Origin of the sequence: Methylosinus sp. Ce-a6, assembly GCF_009811655.1 — a bacterium.
GTDB lineage: Bacteria > Pseudomonadota > Alphaproteobacteria > Rhizobiales > Beijerinckiaceae > Methylosinus.
On the sequence record NZ_BGJX01000022.1, the window covers coordinates 1 to 17,618 of the forward strand.

At 66.7% G+C, this 17,618-nt stretch carries 19 protein-coding genes; 14 read left to right on the top strand and 5 right to left on the bottom strand.

Annotation, left to right across the window (positions count from 1 at the left end):
* The 5 genes from Mspo_RS19715 to Mspo_RS13815 form a co-directional block, all read left to right on the top strand.
* A partial coding sequence (locus tag Mspo_RS19715) for a hypothetical protein (protein ID WP_210252811.1) occupies window positions 1–228 on the top strand: 228 nt, incomplete at its 5' end.
* A 240-nt stretch (window positions 229–468) separates the two neighbouring features.
* Window positions 469–1,083, top strand: a complete 615-nt coding sequence (locus Mspo_RS13800) for a hypothetical protein (RefSeq protein WP_159730673.1) — start codon at window positions 469–471, stop codon at window positions 1,081–1,083.
* Window positions 1,084–1,179: 96 nt separating this feature from the next.
* On the top strand, window positions 1,180–1,545 hold the full coding sequence (locus Mspo_RS13805) for a copper resistance CopC family protein (RefSeq protein ID WP_159730674.1): 366 nt from the start codon (window positions 1,180–1,182) through the stop codon (window positions 1,543–1,545).
* Window positions 1,546–1,633: 88 nt separating this feature from the next.
* On the top strand, window positions 1,634–3,547 hold the full coding sequence (locus Mspo_RS13810; RefSeq protein ID WP_159730675.1) for a CopD family protein: 1,914 nt from the start codon (window positions 1,634–1,636) through the stop codon (window positions 3,545–3,547).
* A 135-nt stretch (window positions 3,548–3,682) separates the two neighbouring features.
* Window positions 3,683–4,282 (top strand): copper chaperone PCu(A)C, encoded by a 600-nt coding sequence (locus Mspo_RS13815; RefSeq protein ID WP_159730677.1) that lies wholly within the window; start codon window positions 3,683–3,685, stop codon window positions 4,280–4,282.
* A 59-nt stretch (window positions 4,283–4,341) separates the two neighbouring features.
* Here the strand turns inward: Mspo_RS13815 and Mspo_RS13820 are convergent, their stop codons facing one another.
* Together Mspo_RS13820 and Mspo_RS13825 are read right to left on the bottom strand one after the other, a co-directional pair.
* Window positions 4,342–4,578, bottom strand: a complete 237-nt coding sequence (locus Mspo_RS13820; RefSeq protein ID WP_159730679.1) for a hypothetical protein — start codon at window positions 4,576–4,578, stop codon at window positions 4,342–4,344.
* Between the two features lie 172 nt (window positions 4,579–4,750).
* Window positions 4,751–5,986 carry a glycosyltransferase family 87 protein gene (locus Mspo_RS13825; protein ID WP_159730681.1) on the bottom strand — a complete coding sequence of 412 codons (1,236 nt, stop codon included), beginning with the start codon at window positions 5,984–5,986 and terminating at the stop codon, window positions 4,751–4,753.
* 181 nt (window positions 5,987–6,167) lie between these two features.
* Between Mspo_RS13825 and Mspo_RS13830 the strand changes: the two genes are divergently transcribed.
* Window positions 6,168–7,370 carry a pyridoxal phosphate-dependent aminotransferase gene (locus Mspo_RS13830; protein WP_159730683.1) on the top strand — a complete coding sequence of 401 codons (1,203 nt, stop codon included), beginning with the start codon at window positions 6,168–6,170 and terminating at the stop codon, window positions 7,368–7,370.
* A gap of 135 nt (window positions 7,371–7,505) precedes the next feature.
* On the opposite strand, the gene Mspo_RS13835 is transcribed toward Mspo_RS13830, so the two are convergent.
* Complete coding sequence (locus Mspo_RS13835) at window positions 7,506–9,455, bottom strand: acyl CoA:acetate/3-ketoacid CoA transferase (RefSeq protein WP_159730685.1); 1,950 nt, start codon at window positions 9,453–9,455, stop codon at window positions 7,506–7,508.
* Between the two features lie 337 nt (window positions 9,456–9,792).
* Here Mspo_RS13835 and Mspo_RS13840 point away from each other — a divergent pair, with 337 nt between their 5' ends.
* Window positions 9,793–10,278 carry a cupin domain-containing protein gene (locus Mspo_RS13840; protein ID WP_159730687.1) on the top strand — a complete coding sequence of 162 codons (486 nt, stop codon included), beginning with the start codon at window positions 9,793–9,795 and terminating at the stop codon, window positions 10,276–10,278.
* On the opposite strand, the gene Mspo_RS13845 is transcribed toward Mspo_RS13840, so the two are convergent.
* Window positions 10,257–10,508 (bottom strand): hypothetical protein, encoded by a 252-nt coding sequence (locus tag Mspo_RS13845; RefSeq protein WP_159730689.1) that lies wholly within the window; start codon window positions 10,506–10,508, stop codon window positions 10,257–10,259. The two genes, Mspo_RS13840 and Mspo_RS13845, sit on opposite strands and share 22 nt — an antisense overlap.
* 79 nt (window positions 10,509–10,587) lie before the next feature.
* Window positions 10,588–12,396, bottom strand: a complete 1,809-nt coding sequence (gene mdoH, locus Mspo_RS13850) for a glucans biosynthesis glucosyltransferase MdoH (RefSeq protein ID WP_159730691.1) — start codon at window positions 12,394–12,396, stop codon at window positions 10,588–10,590.
* A 176-nt stretch (window positions 12,397–12,572) separates the two neighbouring features.
* Between mdoH and Mspo_RS13855 the strand changes: the two genes are divergently transcribed.
* The 7 genes from Mspo_RS13855 to Mspo_RS13885 all read left to right on the top strand — a co-directional run bounded on the left by Mspo_RS13855 (window position 12,573) and on the right by Mspo_RS13885 (window position 17,598).
* Window positions 12,573–13,508 (top strand): zinc-binding alcohol dehydrogenase, encoded by a 936-nt coding sequence (locus Mspo_RS13855; RefSeq protein ID WP_244613445.1) that lies wholly within the window; start codon window positions 12,573–12,575, stop codon window positions 13,506–13,508.
* Between the two features lies 1 nt (window position 13,509).
* Entirely contained in the window at window positions 13,510–13,908 is a 399-nt protein-coding gene (locus Mspo_RS13860) for a 6-carboxytetrahydropterin synthase (protein WP_159730695.1), read from the top strand.
* Window positions 13,905–14,951: a glycosyltransferase family 4 protein gene (locus tag Mspo_RS13865; protein WP_159730697.1), complete on the top strand. Its 1,047-nt coding sequence runs from the start codon at window positions 13,905–13,907 to the stop codon at window positions 14,949–14,951. Before Mspo_RS13860 ends, Mspo_RS13865 begins: the two co-directional genes overlap by 4 nt.
* The gene (locus Mspo_RS13870) at window positions 14,948–15,793 is read left to right on the top strand and encodes an SAM-dependent methyltransferase (protein WP_159730698.1); all 846 of its coding nucleotides are present in this window, start codon (window positions 14,948–14,950) and stop codon (window positions 15,791–15,793) included. The genes Mspo_RS13865 and Mspo_RS13870 overlap by 4 nt, the downstream gene beginning before the upstream one ends.
* 111 nt (window positions 15,794–15,904) lie before the next feature.
* Window positions 15,905–16,186: a DUF1778 domain-containing protein gene (locus tag Mspo_RS13875; RefSeq protein ID WP_159730699.1), complete on the top strand. Its 282-nt coding sequence runs from the start codon at window positions 15,905–15,907 to the stop codon at window positions 16,184–16,186.
* Window positions 16,187–16,687, top strand: coding sequence for a GNAT family N-acetyltransferase (locus Mspo_RS13880; protein ID WP_159730700.1), 501 nt, complete (start codon window positions 16,187–16,189; stop codon window positions 16,685–16,687).
* A 137-nt stretch (window positions 16,688–16,824) separates the two neighbouring features.
* A complete protein-coding gene (locus Mspo_RS13885; RefSeq protein ID WP_159730701.1) occupies window positions 16,825–17,598 on the top strand; it encodes a DUF4261 domain-containing protein in 774 nt (257 codons plus the stop codon).
* Window positions 17,599–17,618 lie beyond the last annotated feature (20 nt).

The window sequence follows — 17,618 nt, forward strand, 5'->3', positions numbered from 1 at the left end:
GCCCTGATCGAACCGCGGATAGAGCCTGATCAATACGCCGGCCGGGCCAAAAGCCCGGCCGGTTCTTTTTTCGAGAGGCCGCCGCATCGTCTTCGTCGAGCGGCGAAGGCGGGGCGCAGCGCGCCAGCCCGATCTCGGCAATTATATCGGGATGCGATGAAATGCGGCGTTTCGACGCAGGAGAAATTGTCGCGTCCGCGCCCGAACATGCTTAGAATTTCTGCTTAGAGTCTCACGCTGCGGCGAGTTGGAGCGTCACGCTGGCGAGTTGGAGCGTCACGCCGCGGCGACATCGCCGAAGCAGGAGCCGTGGCCGCCGGCGACCGAAATAGCCGTTTCAAATCGGTTCCTTTTTGCACTAAGAAAAATTCGGGAAAGGCGAGGGCGAGGCGACGCTCGCTCTCTCGGGCTCGAGGAAAAAAGCGACGCGCCGGCCGAAAGGGCGCGGAGTTGGGAGGAATAAAAGCGATGGTCGTCCGATCTGTGAGCTCTTGTCTATTTGCGCTCGGGTTGTTGTTCGCGTCCTTTTCAGTCACGCCGGCGCGCGCCGGGGGCGACGGCCCCGAAGCAATGGTGATGGACAATATGTGCATGGTCATGTTCGGCTATGACATGATCCATATCACGGCCTATGAGGCGGAGGGCGCGCGCGATCCATATTGCGAGCATATTCCCGTCGTCGGCCGGACGATCTTCACTTTCGACATCTCCAATCCGAGCTTTCGCGACATGCCGATCGAGGTTCGCATCATTCGCGATCCGCTCGTGCCGATCTCGACCGACACCGATCTCGATCCGCTCACCATCATTCATCTGCCGCCCAAGCTCTACAGGACCGGCACCTTCAACGTCGAATACAAATTCGCCGACAAGGGCCATTTCATCGGTTTCGTCACGCTCACGCGGCCGAATGGCGAGAAAGAGACGCAGCAGTTCAAATTCATGGTGGGGCAGACGCTGTGGTCCTTCGTGCCGGCGGCCCTCGGCGCGGTGCTGATCGCGCTCATGGTCGGCGTCTACTGGCGTCATAGCCATCCCAAGGCGAAGCCTGTGGCGGCCGCGGATGCGCTGAAGTCGTCGTGACGAGGCCGACCGCCGACCGAAACCGACTGACCGAGGCCGACCGACCGAAGCAATGAAAATCTGGCGCGAGGCGCGAATAAAATGGGAGGAGCGACGATGAAGGTGAAGTTCGGAGCCGGCCTCGTGGCGGCGTTTCTGTGCGTGAGCGGCGGGGCGGCGCTGGCTCATTCCTTTCTGGTCGACGCCTCTCCCTCGGCGAAGGACCATGTCGCCGCCGCTCCCAAAGTCGTGAAGCTGCGCTTCGGCGGCGGCGTCGAGCCCGCCTATTCGACCATCTCGATCCTCGACGAGAGCGGCAAGACCGTCGTGGAAGGGGCGAAAGGCGCGCCGGACAAGCCGCGCGAGCTGACGCTCGACGCGCCGGCTCTCGCCGCGGGCAAATATGTCGTGAAATATCGCGTTCTCTCCTCGGACGGCCACATCGTCGAGGGGAAATACGAATTCACGGTCGACGCTCGCTGAAGTCTGGCTCACGCGCTTTCCGAAAGCGCGCGGCGCCGAACGGCGGGACGCCGCGCCGCATTCGCGAGCGTAACGGAAGTCGAAATCCATGGAATTGGCGACGCTTCGCTTCGTGGAGAGCGTTCTGTCCGCTCTCGCCGTCGGACTATTGCTGCTGCCCCGCCTCGTAGAGGAGGACGGGGAGCGATTCAAAAAGGCGATCGCAGCCTGCGCGGTCCTGCGTCTGTTGTTCGGCTTCGGCCTCATCGTGGCGACGGCGCGCAACATCATTCCGGCGGGCCGGCCGCTCGATTCCGCTGCGCTCGCGCAATTCCTCGCCGGCACGATCATCGGCAAAGCCTTCGTGGCGACGCAGATCCTCGCCGCCGTCTTCGCCGCGGCGACGATCCTGCGGCTGCGCGTGACCAATCGCCGGCTCGATCTGGCGACGCTCGGATTGGGCCTCGCCGTTCTCGCGGTCGTCTCGGTCACGGGCCACGCGGTGGACGACAGCCTGCCGATCTACGCGCAATTGAGCTTTCCCTTCCACACTCTGGCGGGCCTCACCTGGGTCGGCGGCCTGCTCGGCCTCGTCCATTGGATGCTCACCGGCCGCGGCAAGCCGCCGGAGGTCGCCTGGCGCATCGCCGAGCGCTGGTCCCGCGTCGCCAAGGGCGCCATTATCGTCGTGCTGATCAGCGGGCTCGTTCTCAGCTGGGAGACGGTCGGCAGTTTCGGCTTCATGCTGGCGACGCCCTATGGGCGGCTGCTGTCCGCCAAATTGGCTCTGCTCTGCGCGGCGCTGCTGCTCGCCCTCTCGCTCGCGCGCTATCTGACGCTCGGCTCCTCCAAGCAGCAGTTCGACCTCGCGTGGTATGGCAAGATCGGCGGCTTCGAGGGCGCTTGCGCGCTCGGCCTCTTGTTCATCGCCGGCTGGATCGCCACCATCACGCCGGCGGCGCATGAGAACAATGTCTATTGGCCGCTTCCCTTCCGCATCACTTTCGCCGGCACCTGGGGCCTCAAGGTCACGCCCTGGATCGATCCCACCTGGCAGTGGGGCGTCGGCGGAGCGGCCCTGGCGCTCGTCGCCGCGGCGGCCTGGTTCGCGCCCTTGCCGCGGCTGCGCGCGTGGCGGAAATATTCGACGCCCGTCCTGGGCGGCGCGGCGGCGGTCTGCGGAATTGTCTCGCTCTCGGTCCAGGCCTATCCCGAGACCTATACCGATCCGCCCATTCCCTATACGGCGGCCTCGGTGAAGCGCGGCTTCGAGACCTTCCAGGCCAATTGCGTCGGCTGTCACGGCGTGACCGGCGAGGGCAACGGGCCCATGGCCAAAGGCCTCAAGGTTCCGCCGGCCGATCTCACCGCGCCGCATGTCGCGACGCATACGCTCGGCGATATTTTCCACTGGCTGACCTATGGCGGGCAGAGCGGCGTCATGCCGCCCTTCGCCGATACGGTCGACGAGGACGGGCGCTGGGATCTCATCAACTATCTCGCTGTTCTGTCGAACTCCAATCAGTCGCGCTTCCTCGGCCCCAAGGGCGTCATCCAATGGCTGGTCGCGCCCAATTTCGGTCTGGACGACCCCAAGGGCGAGATCATCGACGTCCAGAAGCTGCGCGGCGTGCCGACGCTCGTCTCCTTCGCGCGCTGCAAGCCGGAGGACGCGGACTTCGCCGATCGCGTCGCGAGCCTGAAGGCGGCCGCCGAGACGGTCAAGGCGATGGGCGCGCATCACGTCACCGATTATTTCGGCGAATGCCCGGCCGATCCGGACGCGCTGACCCCGAGCCATCCCGACGCCACGGAGCTCACCTATTCGATCATCAACCACTATCTCGACGAGCCGGTCGTCAATGAGATTCCGGAAGGACATTTTCTGATCGACCGCTCGGGCTATGTCCGAGCCCGCTTCCGCCATTTCGGAGCCGACGACGGCAATCTCTCTCTGCTGAAGGCGCAGATCGCGCTGACCGCGAAAGAGCCGGTCGTCTATGTCTCGCCGCATCAGCATTGAGCGGCGGCAAGGAATGGCGCGCAATTCGTCGCATGGTCGCGATGCGGCGGAACGAGGCGAAAGAGGGCCTCGCTGACAATGAGGCGACGAATGCAACGAACCGGCGAGCTCGTCGGGAAAAAAGGGAGAACGCACATGATGATCAAGCGGCGTGATCTGTTGGCGGCCGGCGGCGCTCTATTGGGCGGCGCGGCGTTCGGCGCATTGACTCCGATGCGCTCGGCGCAGGCGCACGAATATGAGCTCGGCAAGCTCACCATCGAGCATCCCTGGGTGCGCGCGCCCAAGGACGGCGAGACCACGGCCTATTTCTACGCCTTCATCCATAATAAGGGCGGCGCCGACAAGTTGATCGCGGTCAAATCGCCGAATGTCGGCAAGACGATGTTGCACGCCGACGCCAAGCACGCCATCGCCGAAGGCGGCATCGCTATCGCGGCCGATAAGACGACGACGCTCTCGCCCGAAGGCGCGCATGTCGTGCTGGCCGAGGTCAAGAAGATCAATCCCGTCGGCTGGGGAATGGAGCTCGTTCTCGTTTTCGAGAAGGCGGGCGAGGTGACTGTCGATGCGGCGGTCGACGCGCCCGACGCCAAACATGCGCATGACGCGGAAGCGCTGGAGCGTTGGGAGAAGGCTCATGCCGCGGGCGAGGCCAAGCCCGCAGGCCATGATCATGGCGGCAACGACCATCAGCATCACCACGACGCGCCGGCAGACGCCAAGAAACAGTAGCGCCGAAGGAACGCGCCGAGCTGGCGGAGCCGCGTGAAGGCGCGGCTCCGTGGCCGCCGTCAGTCGACGCCGATGAGCCGGCCAAAGAGGTCGCCCGCGTCGGAGGAGACCGCGGGCGTCGGCGGCGAGCTGCGCGGCGCATTGAGCGGCAGCGCGAAGCCGAGAATGAAGGCCGCCAGCGCCATGGCGGCGACGAGGAAAAGAGAGACCCTGAACTGACGCCGCGCCGACTCGGGATCGAAGCTGCGCGCAAAAGCCGGCTCCATACGGTCTTCGAACTTATCCACCAACGACATGACGCATCCTCTCCCGAGACGCTCTCCCCCCAGAACGTCCGTCGCGTCGCGATCGATCTCACCGCAGAAGATCGCCGCTCGGCGAAGAATAAACGGCGGCGCGCCTGGAAAGGTTTCACGCCTCGAGCAGCCGGCGCCGATTTTTTTCGCGAGATGAACTTTTTATGGCCTTTCAGCGCGCCGATCGTAGCGGCGCGGCGGCTTCGACATGGCGAAAAGATGCGTCGCGCGCATTTGAGAGAATTGTCGCGAGCAATGCCGCGATCGTGGCCGCGCCGAGCGGAAGCGACAGCGCCGTCGCGATCGGGCGCGCCGCGAGCGGAATGACGAAGGCCGCGGCGAGGGCGCTCTTCATGTAAGGGCCGAAGCCGCGCTCGAGGCCGAGCGAGACGATGAGGGCGATTGCGGGCGCGAGCGCGGTCATATCGTAGTCGAGACAATAGGGCGTCGTGAGGAAGGTCGCGACGATCGCGCCGGCGGCGCGCAGGCGAAAATCGGCGGCGCCGCGCCACAGCCAGACGAGCGCGGCGAGAGTCGCCGCCGTGACCAGCGTCTGCGCGGCATAGGCGGTCGTGACATCGGCGCCGATGAGGCGCGCGGCGGCGAAGACGCTCTGTATTTTCGGAAAGCCGGCCGCGCCGCGCTCGACGACGAGATCGCGGGTGACCTCGAGGCTCTGCGCGAAGGCGATCCAGCTCTCCGGGCCGAACAGGAGGAGAGTGACCGCGGTCATCGCGGCGAGCGAGGCCGCGGCCGAGGCGAGCGCCCGCCAATGGCCGCCGGCGACGAGCGCGACCGGCAGCGCCAGAGCGAATTGCGGCTTATAGGCGAGCATCGCGAAACAAACGCCGGCGAGCGCGGGCCGCGGCCGCAGCGTGAGAAAGCCGAAGCCGAGCAGCGCCGCCGTCAAGAAGCCGTTCTGCCCATGGCCGAGATTGACGAGCGTCGCCGGAAAGGCGAGCGCCGCGAGCGCGACGCGCCAGGGCGGCGCGGCGCTCCCCCGCATCAGCGCGAGAATGGCGGCGAGACAGAGCGCGAGCGTGACGGCCTGCCAGAGCGCGAGCGCCTCGAGATAGGGCAGATGCGCGAGCGCCGCCGCAGGGGCGAGGAAGAAGGGTGGATAATGCCAGCCATAGACGTCGCTGTCGGCGCCGAATTCGACGCGCTGCTCCGCTATGTGGCGCTCGAGATCGAAAGGCGCTTCCGGATGGCCGCGCAAGGTCTCGAGGCCGGCGACCCATACTTGGCTGAAATCCGTGCCGAGCGGATGGCCATTGGCGTCGAAGCGCCCGTTGGCGGTCGCGAGCACGGCCGCGACGCAGGCCGCGGCGAAGAGGAGCAGCATCGGCGGATAGACGCGCAGGCGTTCCTCGTCCAGCCAGTCGCCGCTGCGCAGCCTGTCCCACATGTTCCGCGCCACTCCATGGCCAAAGGCGAAGTCGAGCGGCGCAATTCTTAACGGCGAGAGGTTAATCGCTTCGTTTCGACGCGGGGGCGGGGACCGATTTTCGATTGCCCGGGGCCGCTGCGGCGTCTATCTTCGAGACCGCGATTGTGCAGCGCACACTTCCTCGAGAGGAGCTCCCGAAATGGCCTTTATCGCCGACGCTTTGTCACGCGTGAAACCTTCCGCCACGATCGCCGTGACGCAGAAGGCGCGTGACCTCAAAGCGCAGGGCAGGGAGGTCATCTCGCTCTCGGTGGGCGAGCCGGACTTCGACACGCCCGGGCATATTTGCGACGCCGCCGTCGAGGCGATCCGCCGAGGCGAGACGCGCTATCCGCCAGTGCTCGGCATTCCGCCGCTGCGCGAGGCGGTGGCGAAGAAGTTCAAGCGCGAGAACGGGCTCGACTACAAGGCCTCCGACGTGATCGTCGCCACCGGCGGCAAGCACATCCTTTTCAACGCCTTTCTGGCGACGATCAATCCCGGCGACGAGGTGATCGTGCCGGCGCCCTATTGGGTGAGCTATCCGGAGATGGTGGCGATCTGCGGCGGAACCAACGTCTTCGTCGACACGACGATGGAGCATGGCTTCAAGCTGCAGCCGGAAGATCTCGAGCGCGCCATCACGCCGCGCACCAAATGGCTGGTGCTGAACTCGCCGTCCAACCCTTCCGGCGCCGCCTACACGCATGACGAGCTGAAGAAGGTCGCCGAGGTGCTGCTGCGTCATCCGCAGGTGCATATCCTCACCGACGATATCTACGAGCATCTCGTCTATGGCGATTTCAAATTCGCCACCATCGCGCAGGTGGAGCCCGGCCTCTTCGAGCGCACGCTGACGATGAACGGCGTCTCCAAGGCCTATGCGATGACCGGCTGGCGCATCGGCTTCGCCGCCGGTCCGGCGCCGCTCATCAAGGCGATGGACATGCTGCAGGGGCAGCAGACCTCGGGCGCCTGCTCCATCGCGCAATGGGCGGCGGTGGCGGCGCTCGAAGGACCGCAGGATCATCTGGCCGTCTTCCGCAAGGCGTTTCAGGAGCGGCGCGACCTCGTCGTCTCCATGCTCGGCCAGGCGAAATATCTGCAATGCCCCTCGCCCGAGGGCGCCTTTTACGTCTTCCCTTCCTGCGCCGAGGCGATCGGCAAGAAAACGCCGGACGGCAAGGTGATCGGAAGCGACGTCGATTTCGTCACCTCTCTGCTGGAGGCGGAGGGCGTCGCCGTGGTGCAGGGCTCGGCCTTCGGCACGGGGCCGAATTTCCGTGTGTCCTATGCGGCGTCGAATACGCTGCTCGAGGACGCCTGCTCGAAGATTCAGCGCTTCTGCGCGAGCTTGAGCTGACGAGAGGGTCGCCGCTTCGACATCCGCCGCGGGGGGCCGTCATCGCGAGCGCGGCGAAGCGATCCAGGGCCGTGGGGCGGCTCCTGGATCGCTTCCTCGCTGTGCTCCTCGCGATGACGCTTCGCCGCCGAAAGATCAGTCCTGCGCGATCACCTCGAGGAAGGTGTGGGCGTCTTCCTTGCGCTCGAACACATGCGGAGCGATGCCGCGCTTGCTCAGTGCCTCCTTGAGCTTCAGCCGCAGGAAGGCGCTGGTCGTATAGCGCGTCGTCGTCACATAATAGTTCTCGAGCATGTATTGGATCATCTCCGCGTAATAATCGTAGAGATGCTCGCTGATGCGGAAGTTGTCGAGATTGACGACCTGATTGACGCGCTTGCCGATCTTCTGGCAGGCGTCGATCAGCATTTTGCGCAGATCGTCGATGTCGCGCTTGGAGCGCGCGCTCCAGCCCTCGAGATTGAGGAATTGGATATTGCGATCGGCGTCATAGCTCACGCGATCCTGCAGGTCGAGATTGAGCAGGTCGGAGATCAGCCCCATCGGCTCGTCGACGAAGATGCGCTTGTCCATCAAGATCGGATGCTTGACGATGGGCTTGAAGTCCATATGCGGGAGAATGTCCCGCTCTATGTCTATGCCCGGCGCGACCTCGATGAGCTCCAAGCCTTCCTTCTTCAGCTGGAACACGCAGCGCTCGGTGACATAGATCACCGGCTGCTCGCGCTTTTGCGCATATTTGCCGCTGAAGGTCACCTGCTCGACGAATTTCAGGAATTTGCGCGCGCGGCCCTCTTTCAGGATTTTCACCTCGCCATTCTCGATGGCGATCTCGAGCCCGCCGGCCGTGAAAGTGCCGGCGAACACCACGCTGCGGGCGTTCTGGCTGATGTTGATGAAGCCGCCGCAGCCATTGAGCCGGCCGCCGAAGCGGCTGGTGTTCACATTGCCCTGCTCGTCGCATTCGGCCATGCCGAGGCAGGTCATGTCGAGGCCGCCGCCGTCATAGAAGTCGAATTGCGTGTTCTGGTCGATGATCGAATCGGCGTTGGTGGCCGAGCCGAAGGAGGAGCCCGAGGCCAGAACGCCGCCGATCGCGCCGGCTTCCGTCGTCAGAGTGATGAAAGGCGTGAGCTTTTCTTCATTCGCCACGGCGGCGATGCCCTCCGGCGCGCCGACGCCGAGATTGACGACGCCGTTCGGCGGCAGCTCGAAGGCGGCGCGCCGCGCGATGATCTTGCGCGCGTCGAGCGGCATTTTCGCCATCGTCTCGACGGGAACGCGAATCTCGCCGGCGAGCGCCGGATTGTAGATGACGCCGTAATTCATGCGGTGCATCTCAGGCGGATCGGCCACGACGACGCAATCGACCAGAATGCCCGGCACCTTCACATCCTTCGGGCGGATGGAGCCCGCGTCGACGATGCGCTCGACCTGGGCGATGACGATGCCGCCATTGTTGTGCGCGGCCATGGCCTGCGCCAGCACGTCGAGCGTCAGCGCCTCCTTCTCCATGCTGATATTGCCGGAAGGGTCGGCGCTGGTGCCGCGGATGAAGGCCACGTCGATCTTCGTCGCCGTGTAGAACAGCCATTCCTCGTCGTCGATGACGACATGCTTGACGATCTCTTCCGTCGTCACCTCATTGACGCGGCCGCCGCCGAAGCGCGGATCGACGTAAGTGTAGAGGCCGACCTTGGAGAAGAGGCCGGGCTGGCCGGCGGCGCAGGCGCGATAGAGCTGGGAAATGACGCCCTGCGGCAGATTGTAGCCGAGAATCTTGTTCTCCGCGGCGGCCTGGGCGACCTTGGGCATGCGGCCGAAATTGCCGGCGATGACCCGGCGCAGCAGGCCTTCGTAATGCAGGCGGCCGGTGCCGAGCCCTTTGCTGTCGCCGGCGCCGGCGGTCATGATGAGCGTGAGGCCGCGCGGACCGCCGGTCTCGACGAAGCGCTTCTCGAGCGCGGCGTGCAGCGCTTCCGGAATGCAGCTCTGCACGAAGCCCGTCGTGGTCAGAACGTCATTTTCGCTGATGAGGGCAATCGCTTCGTCGGCTGTAATGACCTTGTTGTTCTTGTTGTTCATTTCCCTCAGGTTCCCTCCTCGCCGCCCGGCAGGGCGAAGGCCTCGGGCGCTTGTCTTTCCCGCGTCCCGCCACTTTATGGGCGCCGGGTTTCGAACCGCCGTCGACACTAGAGTTTGCGACAGGGTTTCGCAATAGCGCCAGGAAATCGCCGCAGTCGCGCCAGCGGCTCGCGAGGGTTTCGTCCCTGCGGCGCGGCGCCGCAGCGCGTCGCGAGCTTTGGCCGCATCGATCGATAGTATTCTATTTATCTTGTAAACAATAGATATTAAGCTCGGGGCCGGTCGGGCGCATCAGGCCTCCGGCCGCTGTTTCCCCTCTGCGCAAATCGAGAAAGCAATGAGCAAGATCAAATTCATTGTCGCCGCCGCCGCCGCCGCGCTCGTCGGACAAGCGTCCCGGCTCGGCGCCGAGCCGGAGAAGAGCTTCGTCTACACATCCGCGGACGAGGTCCCATTCAAGAGCCCGCTCGGCCTCGGCCCCGCCCAGGCGGTTCTGTTCGGCGATCCCTCGAAGCCCGGCGTCTATGTCGTGCGCGTGCGCTTCCCGCCCGGCCATCATTCCAATCCGCACTTCCATTCGCGCGATCGCCACGCCGTCGTGGTGAAGGGCACATGGTGGAATGGCGTCGGCGAGGAGCTGGATTTCAACAAGGCGCGGCCGGTGACGGCGGGCTCCTATGTGCTGCATCCGGCCGGCGGCGTGCATTGGGACGGCGCGGGCGAGGAGGAGGTCGTCATCCAGATCACCGGCGAAGGGCCGGTCGAGACGACGCAGGTCGGGGCGCCGGGCGCGCCGCAGGGCTATTGGCCGAAGCCGAAGTGAGAGCGGCCCGTTTCCAGCGAGGCGACGCGCGGCTCCATCGTGTACATCGCATTGGCGGCCGCCTCCGACAGCGCCGAGACGGCCGTCAGCAGCGCCGCTGCGAGGGCCGCCGATGCGAGGATGCGCTGAACGGCGGGCGGAGCTTCGTCCGCCGTGGGCCTGCGCGTCGCGACGGCGCGGGGGCGGGGCGCGTCGATGGGCGGGAGAGGGGCCGACGCGCGTTCGGCCAAATCAGATCGCAAGACGCGCCAGGACGTCCGGAGCTTTTCCCTGCGCAATTCGTCTCGCATTCGAGCTCTCATCGCTCCCTCATGCCGAAATGCGCTCGTCTGACCGGGCGACGATCGCCGGGGGCTCTCGGTCAGCCGTCGCTTCCGCATCCAGGCGGGCGCGCAGCCGCTCGAGGATCGGCGGCGGCGCGAATTCCTCCGGAACGCCGCAGAGCCCGACCCGCGCGAACCACGCGCCGAGCCGCGTCGACGCGCTCGCGAGCGCGAAAGGATATGCGACGATATAGCCGAAGGTCGAGGGCGCCGACCAGAGCGCCAGCGCCGGCGCCGAGCCGGCGGCGAGCGCCAGGACCAGCGCGCCGAAAGCGAAGGGCGGCGACAAGACCCGCGCCGTCTCCAAGGCGTCGAGCCGATGCGCGTCGCGCGTCTGCGCGCTCCAGGAGGCCTCGCCTTCGAATGGCAGGCGAGCGAGCCGACAAGTGACGCCGAATGTCGTGACCGCGCCGATCACGAAGGAGGCGGCGATCTCGATCGTCGCTCCTATCGTCAGGCGCGCGGCGCCGCCATAGCGCCGCGACCCGCCCGGCGTCAGCGCGATATCGGCGTAGCCGGCGAGCTTGGGCGCGAGATAGAAGCCGAGGAAGAGAAGATAGAGAGCCGCGGCGGGACTCGCGGGAAATGTCGAGACGTTCTGCACCAGCGGCAATAATGCGCCGAGCAGAATGATCGCCGTCCAGGCCGGCGCGCCGATGAACATGCTGATCGCCCAGACGAGCTGAAAGCGGCTCATCGGCAGAAGCCCCGGCAGCGACAGCAGCTCGAAATATTGCATGTTGCCGCGGCACCAGCGCAGTTCGCGGCGCAGGAATTCGAGCAGCGTCGGCGGATTTTCCTCATAGCTGCCGCTCTCGACCGGCAGCACGCGGACCTCATAGCCCGCGCGCCGCATCAGCGCCGCCTCGATCTGGTCGTGCGAGAGAATATGCCGTCCTCCGGAAAGACGCGGCAGATCGCAATATTTCGTGAAAGGCGCGATTCGCGCCAGCGCATTATGGCCCCAGAAGGGCCCGCAATCGGCGCCCCACCAGGCCGCGCCCATCGTATAGGTCCGCATTCCGGCGCGCATGCCGAATTGAAAGGCGCGGGCGAAGGCCGAGCGCGACGGCGCGCCGACGACGAGGCTCTGAATGATGCCGATGCGCGGATAGGCTTGGCCGATGCGCACGAGCCGCACGATGGTCTCGCCGTCCATCAGACTGTCGGCGTCGAGAGGGATCATGAATTCGTAAGCGGCGCCGAAATGCGCGCAGAAGTCGCGAATATTGCCGGCCTTGTATCCGATATTGGCGGAGCGCCGGCGATAGTGGAGCCGCGCCGCATCCGCGCCTTCCCGCTCGCGCCAGCGGGCGAATTCTCGTTCCTCCTGCGCGGCGACGCCGGCGTCGGTCGTATCGCTCAGCACGAACCAGTCGAAGAGCGCGCCTTCGCCGGTCGCGTCGAGATCCGCCTTCATGACCGCGAGGCGAGTCAGCGCGCGCCCCGCATCCTCGTTGCGGATCGTCAGCAGAATGGCCGTGCGCGCGCAAAGCCGCCGCCGCGTGTCGCCGGCGCGGGCGAAGGGCGCGACGCTGTCGAGCGGGCGGGGATGAAAATGCAACAGCCAGAAACCGAGCGCCGCATTGCAGGCGCCGAGCACGCTCCAGGGCGCGGCGATGGCGAAGGAGGCGAGAATGGCGGCGTCGATGACGCTCAACCCGTCTTGCCCCAGAATATCGGCGAGCCAGATCAGCAGAGCGACATAGACGGCGGCGTTGATCGCGGCGACCGCTGAGCGTCGCTGGAAGAGTTCGGCGCGGCTCTGGAGGCCGGCGGGGGCGGCGGCGGACATTCGCGTCGGCGTTTCCTATGCGGAGCGCAGGAAAATCGGCTGGCGCGCATCGCCGCCGTGCTCTAGCAATAGCTGCGAAGCACGAGGTTTGTAAATTGGGCGATTCACAAAAATCCTATCGTAATGGTGGGAAAGAGGCCCGCGCGCTGTGGATCGAGGCGCCGCGGAAAGCGTCCTTGCGCGCTTCGCCGCTCGCGCCGCTCGGATCAAAGGAGGCGCTGGTCGAGACGCTGTGGAGCGCGGTCAGCCGCGGCACGGAGCGGCTGGTCTTCGAGGGCCGCGCGCCGCGCTCGGAATGGGAGCGAATGCGCGCGCCTTTTCAGGAGGGGGCTTTCTCCTTTCCGGTGAAATATGGCTATTGCGCCGTCGGCCGCGTGGAGGCGGGGCCCGCCGCGCTCCTCGGCCGCATCGTCTTCTGCCTCCATCCGCATCAGGACCGTTTCGTCGCGCCCCTCGGCATGTTGCGGCCCGTGCCGGACGCGACGCCGGCGCGACGCGCGCCGCTCGCCGCCAATATGGAGACGGCGCTGAACGCGCTTTGGGACTCGGGCGCGGGGCCCGGCGACCGCATCGCCATCGTCGGCGCGGGCGTCGTCGGCCTGCTGGTCGCCGCTCTCGCCGCGCGCCTGCCGGGCGCCGAGGTTCTCGTCCATGACCGCGAAGAGTCCCGCGCGCAGATCGTCGAGATTTTGGGCGCGAGATTCGTCGGCGCGCGGGAGCTGGAGGCCGCGGGCGCGGATGTCGTCTTCCACGCCAGCGCCTCCTCGGAAGGTCTCGCGCTGTCGCTCGCCGCCGCCGGGTTGGAAGCGACGATCGTCGAATTGAGCTGGTATGGCGAGGGCGAGGTCGCGGCGCCGCTCGGCGGCGCCTTTCACGCCAATCGCCTGCGGCTCGTCTCCTCCCAGGTCGGGCAGGTGGCGCCCTCGCGGCGGCCGCGCTGGAATTATGCGCGCCGGCTCGACAAGGCGCTGGAGCTGCTCGCCGATCCGCGCCTCGACGCGCTCATCACCGAGGAAATTCCCTTCACTGACGCGCCGCGCGAGATCGCGCGCATCCTCGCGCCCGGGGCGAAAGGCCTCGCCACTTTGTTTCGCTATCGAACGGAGAGCTGAGATGTACGCCGTAGAAGTCCGCGACCACATCATGATCGCCCATAGTTTCAAGGGCGAATTGTTCGGCCCGGCGCAGCGCCTGCACGGCGCGACCTTCGTCGTCGACGTCGCCTTTTTCCGCGAGACGCTGACGGAAGACGAGGTCGTCGTCGACATCGGCCGCGCCCATGACGCTCTGAAGGCGACGCTCTCCCCGCTGAATTATCAAAATCTCGACGAGATCGAGCAATTCGAGGGCCGCCAGACGACGACCGAATTCCTTTCGCGGCATATTTTCGATGCGATGGCGGAGGCGGCCCGCTCGGGAGCGCTCGGGCCGGGCGGGGAGGGGATTTCGCGCATTCGCGTGACGCTGCACGAATCCCATGTCGCCCGCGCCTGGTTCGAGGGGCCGGTGTGAGGCGGATCGTCTTCGCCATTCCAGGAGACATAGAAGCGAGAACCGGCGGCTATGGCTATGATCGCCGCGTTCTGGCGGAACTGGCGCGGCAAGGCGTCGAGGTGGTCCATCTCGCGCTGCCGGGGGCTTTTCCGCATCCCGGTTGCGCGGATGAGGTCGCCGTCGGCGAGATTTTCGATCGGGCGTTGACGGCGGGCGACGTGGCGCTCGTCGATGGCCTCGCCTTCGGCGCGCTCTCCGAGACGACCATAGCGGCGATGCGCGCGCCCATCGTCGCGCTCTGCCATCACCCGCTCTGTCTCGAGGCGGGGCTCCCGCCCGCGCGGGCGGCGGCGCTGCGCGAGAGCGAGCGCCGCGCGCTGGCGCTCGCGGCGCATGTGATCGCCACCAGCGCGCATACGGGCGAGACGCTCATCCGCGACTTCGGCCTGCCGCGGCGCAAGCTCGCCATCGCCCCGCCGGGGACCGATCCGGCGGAGCGGGCGAAAGGCTCGGGCGGCGCGCCCGCGCTTCTCGCCGTCGGCGCGATCATTCCGCGCAAGGCCTTCGATCTTCTAGTCGAGGCGCTGGCCGGCCTCGCCGATCTCGATTGGCGTCTCGACATCGTCGGCGGGACGCATCATTCGCCGCAGACCGCCGAGGCGCTCGCGCGGCTGATCGAACAGAAAGGGCTCGGCGGGCGCATCGCGCTCGTCGGCGAGCTCTCCGGCGAGGCGCTCGGAGCGCGTTATGGAGCGGCCGACATCTTCGTCTCATCCTCGCTCCATGAGGGCTATGGCATGGCGCTCGCCGAGGCGCTGGCGCACGGACTGCCGATCGTCGCGACGACGGGCGGCGCGGCGGCGGACACGATCCCCGATTCCGCTGCGCTGAAAGTTGCGCCGGGCGACATGGGCGCGCTGCGCGGCGCTCTGCGCGAGATCATCGCGGATCGCGCGTTGCGCGCGCGGCTCGCCGAGGCGGCTTGGCGAGCGGGGCAGGCGCTGCCGGACTGGGAGGAGACGGCGCGCATCATCGCCTCCGTCGCCGAGGCGCTGGCATGAGCGGCTTTTCGGCCGAATGGCTCGATCTGCGCGAAGCGGCCGATCGCGCCGCGCGCAACGCCGCCCTGCGCGATGCTGTCGCCCGCGCCTTCGCGCGTCGCGAGCATTTGGCGATCGTCGATCTCGCTTGCGGCTCCGGCTCCAATCTGCGCGGTCTCGCGGAATTTCTGCCGGCGCGCCAGCGCTGGCGGCTCGTCGATCATGATCCGGCGCTGCTCGCCGCCGCAAGCGCGCGCCTCGTCGCCTGGGCCGACGCCGCGGAGGAGAGCGCGGAAACGCTCGTCCTCGCCAAGGGCGGGCGGCGCATAGTGGTCGAATTCCTCGGCGCCGATCTCTCCGCAGGCGCGGCGGCGGCGCTCGACGGCGAGATCGATCTTATGACCTCGGCCGCCTTTTTCGATCTCGTCTCGGCGCATTGGCTCGAGCGCTTTGCGGCGGAGATCGCGGCGCGGCGCCTGCCGCTCTATGCGCTCCTCAGCTATTCGGGCGAGGAGGCTTGGGCACCGCCACACGCCGCGGACGTCGAAATGCTCGCCGCCTTCCATCGCCATCAGGCGCGCGACAAGGGCTTCGGAGCGGCCGCCGGCCCTCGTGCGGCCTCATTGCTGCAAGAGGCGCTGGAGCGGCGCGGTTTCGCCGTCGAGACGGCGCCGAGCCCCTGGCGGCTCGGCGCGTCGCAGGCGGCGCTGATCGAAGCCTTGGCCGATGGCTCGGCGGCCGCCGTCGCCGAGACGGGGGAGGTTTCCGCTCGGACGATCGAGCGCTGGCGCCGCGCCCGCCGCGCCGCCGCGGGCTGCGAGATCGGGCATTTGGATTTGTTCGCGCGGCCGACGACGGCGTAATGACATTGGCGTTACGTCATGATAGTCTGTTTCGACGCTTAGAGCGTTTCCAGCCGAGGTGGACGCCGGCGTTGGAAACGCGTCAAAAACAAAAGACGAGAGGAGGTCGGCATGGCGCCTGAGCGACTGGCGGCCAAGCGTGAAACGCTCAATGTTCGCATCAAGCCGGAAGACCGCAGCCTGATCGACCGCGCGGCCGCGCTCAGCGGGAAGAGCCGAACGGATTTCGTTCTCGAAGCGGCGCGACGCGCCGCGGAGGACACGCTGCTCGATCGGACGCTCTTCAAAGTCGGCCCCGAGGCTTATGCGGAATTTGTCGCGCGGCTCGATGCGCCGCCGGCGTCGAATGAGAAACTTCGCCGCATGATGAAAACTCCCGCCGCGTGGGAATGAATGCGGCTGACGGCTCCCGGACCTATTTCCGATGCTCACGACGTTGCGTCATTCGATTGCGGCGGCGTATCCGTTCTCGACGATTGGTTGAAACGCCGCGCGCGCGCCAATCAGGCGAGCAATGCGTCTCGAACCTATGTCGTCTGTGACGGGGAGCGCGTGATCGCCTATTACGCGCTCGCCTCCGGGGCGATCGACATAGCGCGCTCGACGGGGCGTGTTCGCCGCAACATGCCCGACCCTGTTCCTGTCGTCGTATTGGGGCGGCTGGCGATCGATCGCAGCCGCCAAGGCCGCGGGCTCGGCCGCGCCTTGGTGCGCGACGCGGCTCGGCGGGCGTTGCAAGCGGCGGATGTGATCGGCGTCCGCGCCATGGTCGTGCATGCTGTTTCGTTGGAAGCGAAGAACTTCTATCTCGAGCTCGGCCTTGAAACCTCGCCTTTCGAGCCGATGACGCTGATGGCGACGTTGGCGGATTTGCAGGCTGCGCTTCGATCGTAGATTTCCGCGCGGCGGCGCCGGCGCCGGGCGGCGATGGCGCCGTCTGTGCTACAACTCGTCTCTCCTGACGACGATCTCTCGCGATCTGGCGAAAAGTCCCGGCGGCCCTCGCGCAATTCCCACTCGGAGCCCTTGAAATGACCTCCCCCAGTGAAACAATGCTCGCGCTCGTTCTCTCCAAGGACGGGCGGATTCCCGAGGGGGAGGCGCTCGCCGGCGCGTTCCGCCGGCATTTTCCCGATGCGCGGACGCCGGATAGCGCGGCGGCGGGCGGCGCGAGCGTCTTCCTCGTCGAGGGGGGGATGGCGGCGATCGGCGGGGTGAACGCGCCGGCTCCCATCGCCAAGGACGATCCTTGCGTCGCCTTCGCCTGGCACTGGCCGGACGCCTGGGCGGCGATCGAAGGCCATGCGGGCCATGTGGTCGTGGCGGCGACCGGCGGCGCCGACGCGAAGAGCCGCTCGCGTTTGCTCGGCCGCGCCGTCGCGGCGGTCATCGAGGCGATGCCGGCGGCCTGCGCGGTGCATTTCGCCGGCTCCGACGCCTTGTGGCCGGCGGCGCTCGTCGCCGAGGCGGTGGCCAAAGGCGGCGACGAGCCGCCGATCCCCTTCTGCGTCGCGGTCGCGCTCGGTCGCGACCCGGAAGGCGGCGTCTCCGCGATCACCAAAGGGCTCGACGCTTTCGGCCTGATGGAGATCGAGACGCGCGGCTTCCGCGACGATCCGCGTCAGCTGAACGGCTTTCTGCTCGATCTCGCCGCCTATCTCGTCGAAGCCGGCGACGTGCTCGGCGACGGCGCCACGATCGGTCCGGACGCCGACACGAAGATTCTCGTGCGGCGGGAGGAATCGGTCGTGGCGCCGGGGCAGAATGTCTATCGGCTCTATTTTCCGGACCAGGGCGCTGCGTGACGGTCGCCGATCGGCCGCTC

Coding starts and splice junctions, on each gene's coding strand:
- Mspo_RS13835 (WP_159730685.1), bottom strand. CDS start 9,455: ATGAACAACAAGAACAACAAGGTCATTACAGCCGACGAAGCGATTGCC.
- Mspo_RS13815 (WP_159730677.1), top strand. CDS start 3,683: ATGATGATCAAGCGGCGTGATCTGTTGGCGGCCGGCGGCGCTCTATTG.
- Mspo_RS13860 (WP_159730695.1), top strand. CDS start 13,510: ATGTACGCCGTAGAAGTCCGCGACCACATCATGATCGCCCATAGTTTC.
- Mspo_RS13810 (WP_159730675.1), top strand. CDS start 1,634: ATGGAATTGGCGACGCTTCGCTTCGTGGAGAGCGTTCTGTCCGCTCTC.
- Mspo_RS13875 (WP_159730699.1), top strand. CDS start 15,905: ATGGCGCCTGAGCGACTGGCGGCCAAGCGTGAAACGCTCAATGTTCGC.
- mdoH (WP_159730691.1), bottom strand. CDS start 12,396: ATGTCCGCCGCCGCCCCCGCCGGCCTCCAGAGCCGCGCCGAACTCTTC.
- Mspo_RS13805 (WP_159730674.1), top strand. CDS start 1,180: ATGAAGGTGAAGTTCGGAGCCGGCCTCGTGGCGGCGTTTCTGTGCGTG.
- Mspo_RS13820 (WP_159730679.1), bottom strand. CDS start 4,578: ATGTCGTTGGTGGATAAGTTCGAAGACCGTATGGAGCCGGCTTTTGCG.
- Mspo_RS13830 (WP_159730683.1), top strand. CDS start 6,168: ATGGCCTTTATCGCCGACGCTTTGTCACGCGTGAAACCTTCCGCCACG.
- Mspo_RS13825 (WP_159730681.1), bottom strand. CDS start 5,986: ATGTGGGACAGGCTGCGCAGCGGCGACTGGCTGGACGAGGAACGCCTG.
- Mspo_RS13840 (WP_159730687.1), top strand. CDS start 9,793: ATGAGCAAGATCAAATTCATTGTCGCCGCCGCCGCCGCCGCGCTCGTC.
- Mspo_RS13870 (WP_159730698.1), top strand. CDS start 14,948: ATGAGCGGCTTTTCGGCCGAATGGCTCGATCTGCGCGAAGCGGCCGAT.
- Mspo_RS13885 (WP_159730701.1), top strand. CDS start 16,825: ATGACCTCCCCCAGTGAAACAATGCTCGCGCTCGTTCTCTCCAAGGAC.
- Mspo_RS13880 (WP_159730700.1), top strand. CDS start 16,187: ATGCGGCTGACGGCTCCCGGACCTATTTCCGATGCTCACGACGTTGCG.
- Mspo_RS13800 (WP_159730673.1), top strand. CDS start 469: ATGGTCGTCCGATCTGTGAGCTCTTGTCTATTTGCGCTCGGGTTGTTG.